Origin of the sequence: Phenylobacterium aquaticum (genome assembly GCF_947378715.1) — a bacterium.
In the GTDB taxonomy this organism is placed as follows: domain Bacteria; phylum Pseudomonadota; class Alphaproteobacteria; order Caulobacterales; family Caulobacteraceae; genus Phenylobacterium; species Phenylobacterium aquaticum_A.
The window spans coordinates 1-5,160 of record NZ_CANCLE010000217.1 but is presented as its reverse complement, the minus strand read 5'-3'; the positions used below and the strand labels follow the sequence as shown (position 1 = coordinate 5,160).

Annotated in this window: 6 protein-coding genes; 2 read left to right on the top strand and 4 right to left on the bottom strand. The window is 68.2% G+C overall.

Annotated elements, in window-relative coordinates:
• Positions 1-77 precede the first annotated feature (77 nt).
• Together Q7P21_RS19200 and Q7P21_RS19195 are read left to right on the top strand one after the other, a co-directional pair.
• Positions 78-401 carry an ArsR/SmtB family transcription factor gene (locus Q7P21_RS19200; RefSeq protein WP_369685442.1) on the top strand — a complete coding sequence of 108 codons (324 nt, stop codon included), beginning with the start codon at positions 78-80 and terminating at the stop codon, positions 399-401.
• Complete coding sequence (locus Q7P21_RS19195) at positions 401-838, top strand: SRPBCC domain-containing protein (protein ID WP_304164971.1); 438 nt, start codon at positions 401-403, stop codon at positions 836-838. The genes Q7P21_RS19200 and Q7P21_RS19195 overlap by 1 nt, the downstream gene beginning before the upstream one ends.
• Here Q7P21_RS19195 and pheT read toward each other — a convergent pair.
• From pheT to rpmI, 4 genes are all read right to left on the bottom strand, one after another.
• The gene (gene pheT / locus Q7P21_RS19190; protein ID WP_304179706.1) at positions 835-3,210 is read right to left on the bottom strand and encodes a phenylalanine--tRNA ligase subunit beta; all 2,376 of its coding nucleotides are present in this window, start codon (positions 3,208-3,210) and stop codon (positions 835-837) included. The genes Q7P21_RS19195 and pheT overlap by 4 nt on opposite strands.
• Before the next feature lie 14 nt (positions 3,211-3,224).
• Positions 3,225-4,334, bottom strand: coding sequence for a phenylalanine--tRNA ligase subunit alpha (gene pheS, locus Q7P21_RS19185; protein WP_304164976.1), 1,110 nt, complete (start codon positions 4,332-4,334; stop codon positions 3,225-3,227).
• Positions 4,335-4,444: 110 nt separating this feature from the next.
• Positions 4,445-4,801: a 50S ribosomal protein L20 gene (gene rplT, locus Q7P21_RS19180; protein ID WP_304164979.1), complete on the bottom strand. Its 357-nt coding sequence runs from the start codon at positions 4,799-4,801 to the stop codon at positions 4,445-4,447.
• Between the two features lie 16 nt (positions 4,802-4,817).
• Positions 4,818-5,018 carry a 50S ribosomal protein L35 gene (gene rpmI, locus Q7P21_RS19175; RefSeq protein WP_304164983.1) on the bottom strand — a complete coding sequence of 67 codons (201 nt, stop codon included), beginning with the start codon at positions 5,016-5,018 and terminating at the stop codon, positions 4,818-4,820.
• Positions 5,019-5,160: the final 142 nt, after the last annotated feature.

The following is a 5,160-nucleotide window of genomic DNA, read 5'->3' as shown; positions in this document are numbered from 1 at the left end:
CCCGCCAAGATTCACCCAGCGGAAGGCCAGGGACCGCAGATTGACTCATTCATAAGTCATGACTTATGAAATGGCCTATGCATGAGATCGCGGTGACCCTATTGATGCGAACGCTGTCGGACCCTACCCGGCGGGCGGTGTTCGAGCGCCTGAGCCGCGAAGGCGAACTGACCGTCGGTGTCCTGACCCGGGGCGCCGGCGTCTCCCAGCCGGCGGTGTCGCAGCATCTGGCGGCGCTCAAGATCGCGGGCCTGGTGCGGGAACGACGCGAGGGGCGGCGCGCGCACTACCGCGCCGAGCCGGCGGGGCTGGCCCCGCTGCTCGACTGGTTCGCCCACTATTCCACTTTCTGGCCCGAGCGGTTCGACCAGCTTGAGGCTCTGCTCAAGGACATGGACTGATGACCGAGATCCCCGCCCTGCGCTCCCTCGTCGAGGAGCGCGTCATGGCCCATCCGCCGGAGAAGATCTGGCGGGCGCTGACCAGCTCCGACCTCATCGCCCGCTGGCTGATGGCCAACGATTTCGCTCCGGTGGTGGGCCACAGGTTCAACTTCCGCGCCACCCCGGTCATGGGCTGGAATGGGGTGACCGACTGCGAGGTGCTGGTGCTCGAACCGCCGCACCGGCTGGCCTACAGCTGGAACGCCTCGGGCGAACAGGCTGCAGACGGCCTGAAGACCGTGGTCACCTGGACCCTGACGCCTGCCGAAGGCGGCACGCGGGTTCGCATGGAGCAGAGCGGCTTCCGGCCCCAGGACGAGGGCGGCTTCCGCGGCATGGGCTCCGGCTGGCCGGGGATCCTGGTGCGGCTGGAGGGGATCGCCACGGAGCTTTAGCTCCGCAGCTTGCCGCCCACGGCCTTGTCGACCACGGCCACGATCCGGGCCGACAGGGCCTCGATCTCAGCGTCGGTCAGGGTCTTGTCCCGGGGCTGCAGCATGACCTCGACGGCCACCGACTTGAAGCCGTCAGGCACGCCCTGGCCCTGATAGACGTCGAACACCCGGGCGTCGGAGATCAACGCCTTGTCGACGCCCAGGATCGGCCGCGCCACCTCGCCGGCGGCGACCTTGGTCTCGACCAGGAAGGCGAAGTCCCGGGTGAGCGGCATCAGCGGCGAGAGCTCCAGGGCCGGCTTGGTCTTGGTGGCCTTGCGCTTGGGCTCCGGCAGCAGGTCGAGGTTGAGCTCGAAGGCGTAGAGCGGGCCCTCGACATCCAGGGCCTTGCAGATGCGCGGATGGATCTCGCCGAATTCGGCGACCACGGTCTTGGGACCCAGCTGCAGCCGGGCTGAGCGACCAGGGTGCCACCAGTCGGCGTTCGACCCCTGCACGGTCTGCAGGTTCGGGCCGGCCAGGTCTTCCAGGAGGCTGATCAGGTCGGCCTTCAGCTCGAACAAGGGGTCGGTCTTGGCGCCGTCCCAGCGGCGGGGCGCGTGGGGGGCGACCAGGGCCGTCACCGTGGTCGCCTGGTCCTCAGGGCGGTCGCCGCGATAGAGCGGGCCGATCTCGAACAGGGCCACGTCCGGGAAGCCGCGCCGGGCGTTGCGGCCCGCCGCCTCGATCAGATTGGGCAGGGCCGAGGGGCGCATGCAGTCGAGGTCCGAGGCGATCGGATTGGTGACCACCAGTTCCGGCTGGCCGCCGCCGAACAGCGTGGCGGTCTCGCGCTTGGTGAAGCTCCAGGTGATGGTCTCGGCATAGCCGCGCGCGGCCATGGCCCGGCGCGCGGTACGCACCCGGCCCTGGCGCACGGTCAGCACGCCGCCGGCCGGCTTGGCGATCTCTGGCAGGGCGGTGGCGGGCAGGGCGCCATAGCCCTCGATCCGCGCCACTTCCTCGACCAGGTCGGCCTTGCCCTCGACGTCACGCCGCCAGGACGGCGGGGTGACCTGGGCGGGTTCGACTTTGAAGCCAAGGTCGGCGAGGATCTGGTCGATCCGCTCGGGTCCGATCTCCAGGCCCGACAGCTGGCGGACATAGGCCCGGTCGAAGGCGATGGGGCCGGGGGCCGAGGGCGCCTCGCCCACATAGACCAGCTCTGAGGGCTCGCCGCCGCAAAGCTCGAGGATCAGCTTGGTCGCCAGCTCCACGCCGGGCTTCAGGCTTTCCGGGTCGACGCCACGGGCGAAGCGGTACTGGGCGTCGGAGGTGATCCCCAGGCTGCGGCCGGTCTGGGCCGTGCGGATCGGATCGAACCAGGCGCTCTCGACGAAGACGTCGGTGGTGGCTTCGGAACAGCCGGTGGTCTCGCCGCCCATGACCCCGCCCAGGCCGATGGCGCCGGAGCCGTCGGCGATTACGCAGATCTCCGAGGTCGCCTGATAGGTCTTGCCGTCGAGCGCCAGCACGCTCTCGCCGTCCGCATGGCCCAGCCGGGCCTTGAGGAAATCGCCGCTGAGCTTGGCCGCGTCATAGACATGCAGCGGCCGGGCGCGGTCGTAGGAGATCAGGTTGGTGACGTCGACCAGGGCGTTGATCGAGCGCAGGCCCACCGAGGCGAGGCGCTGCTGCAGCCAGGCCGGTGAAGGGCCGTTCTTCACGCCCCTGATCAGCCGGCCGGCGAAGGCCGGGCAGGCGTCCGTGCCGTCGAGCTTCACGTCGATGGGGCAGGGGAACTTGCCGGCCACCGGGGCGACCGAAATGTCCTTCAGCTTGCCCAGGCCGGCGGCGGCCAGATCGCGGGCGATGCCCACGACGCCCAGCCAGTCGGGCCGGTTGGGGGTGACCTCGAAGTCGATGACGGCTTCCAGGCCGAGCGCGGCGGCGACCGAGGTCCCGACCGCCAGGCTGTCGGCCAGCTCCATGATGCCGTCGGACTCGGTGGCGACCTCCAGCTCGGAGGCCGAGCAGAGCATGCCGTTGGAGACCACGCCGCGCACCGGCTTCTCGACCAGGGTCACGCCCAGGCCCGGCACAAAGGCGCCGATCGGGGCGTAGATGGTGGTCAGGCCCGCCCGGGCGTTGGGCGCGCCGCAGACGATCTCCTTGCGGCCGTCGCGGGTGTCGACCTGGCAGACGCGCAGGCGATCAGCGTTGGGGTGCTGGACTGCCTCGACGATCCTGGCGACCGAGAAGGCGGCGAGCTTCGCGGCCGGATCCTCGACATGCTCGACCTCAAGGCCGGCCATGGTCATGGCCTCGACCACCTCGGCGGCGGACGCCGTGGTGTCCAGGTGTTCCTTGAGCCAGGAGAGGGTGAATTTCATGGGTCTATCCTCTCTCAGCTCAGGCCGGTGGCGGAGTTGGGCGCGGCGAACGCCGAGAAGCCGTAATGGGCCAGCCAGCGGGCGTCGGAGGCGAACATGTCGCGCAGGTCGGGCATGCCGTATTTCAGCACGCCGAGTCGATCGACGCCGCAGCCGAAGGCGAAGCCCTGCCAGACGTCGGGATCAAGCCCGCAGTTGCGCAGCACATTGGGATGCACCATTCCGCAGCCGAGGATCTCCAGCCAGTCCTCGCCCTGGCCGATCTTCACCTCGCCGCCGGAACGGTCGCACTTCACGTCCATCTCGGCGCTGGGCTCGGTGAACGGGAAGTGGTGCGGGCGGAAGCGGGTCTCGACCGCCGAGGTCTCGAAGAACCGGGCGATGAAGGTCTCCAGCGTCCATTTCAGGTGGCCCATGTGGATGCCCTTGTCGATCACCAGGCCTTCGATCTGGTGGAACATCGGGGTGTGGGTCTGGTCTGAGTCCTTGCGGAAGGTGCGGCCGGGCACGATCACCCGGATCGGCGGCTCCTGGCCGTTGGCGACCCAGGCGGGGACCTTCTCATTGACCGCGTGCATCACGCGGACCTGGACGGGGCTCGTATGGGTGCGCAGCACCTTGCGCTCGCCGTGCTCGTCTTCCGGCAGGAAGAAGGTGTCGTGCATCTCCCGCGCCGGGTGCTTGGGCGGGAAGTTCAGCGCGGTGAAATTGTTGAAATCGGTCTCGATGTCCGGACCTTCGGCGACCGAGAAGCCCATCTCGGCGAAGACGGCGATCATCTCGTCCATGACCTGCATGGTCGGATGCACCGAGCCCTTGCGGCGGGGCGGGGCCGGCAGGGTCAGGTCGACCCGCTCGGCGGCCAGGCGGGCGTCGAGCTCGGCGGCTTCCAGATCGGCCTTGCGCGAAGCGATGGCGGCCTGGATGCGGTCGCGCAGGCCGTTGATCTTCGGCCCCTGCTCGCGGCGCTCGTCCGGGCTCATGCCGCCGAGCGACTTGAGCAGCTCTGAGATCGAGCCGGACTTGCCGAGCGCGGAGACCCGGACGGCCTCCAGGGCGGCGGCGTCCGCCGCGGCGGCGATGGCGGCCGAGATGTCGGCCTCGAGGGTGGTGATATCGGTCATGACGGATGCCGTTTAGAGGGAGCTGTCAGGCGCGGAAAGAGGGCAGCAAAAAGCCCTCCGGCGGATCGGCCGGAGGGCTTTGCAAAGCAGGGGAGAAAACTCCCGAGGCTTTAGGCCAGCGCGGCGCGAACCTTGTCGGCGATGGCCTTGAAACCAACCGGATCAGCGCCCGCGATGTCCGACAGGACTTTGCGGTCGATCTCGATCCCGGCCTGATCAAGGCCGAAGATAAACTGCGAATAGGTGAAGCCCTCAAGGCGGGCCGCGGCGTTGATCCGCTGGATCCACAGCGAACGGAAGCTGCGCTTACGGACCTTGCGGTCGCGGTAGGCGTACTGTCCGGCCTTGTCCACGGCCGCCTTGGCGGTGCGGATGGTGTTCTTGCGGCGACCGTAGAAGCCCTTGGCCTGAGCCAGAACCTTCTTGTGCTTGGCGTGGGCGGTTACGCCCCGTTTAACGCGAGCCATGTGTCAGTACTCCCGATCAAAGGCCATAGGGCAGGTACGACTTGATGGTCTTGCTATCAGCAGAGCTCATCACTTTCGTACCGCGGTTTTGACGGATGTACTTCGAATTGTGGCTGATCAGGCGGTGGCGCTTGCCGGCGACGCCGGCCTTGATCTTACCAGTCGCCGTCAGTTTGAAGCGCTTCTTAGCGCCTGACTTCGTCTTCAGTTTGGGCATTTCACGTCGGAGCCTTACGGCCCCGTCCTCTGGGCGTATTGATGAACCGCCATGGCATGCCTTTGGGCCAGGCGGTTCCGAAGGGGCGGGTGAATACGTCAAACCCGGCGGGAAGGCAAGGGCGCGAGGGCCCCGCCATCCC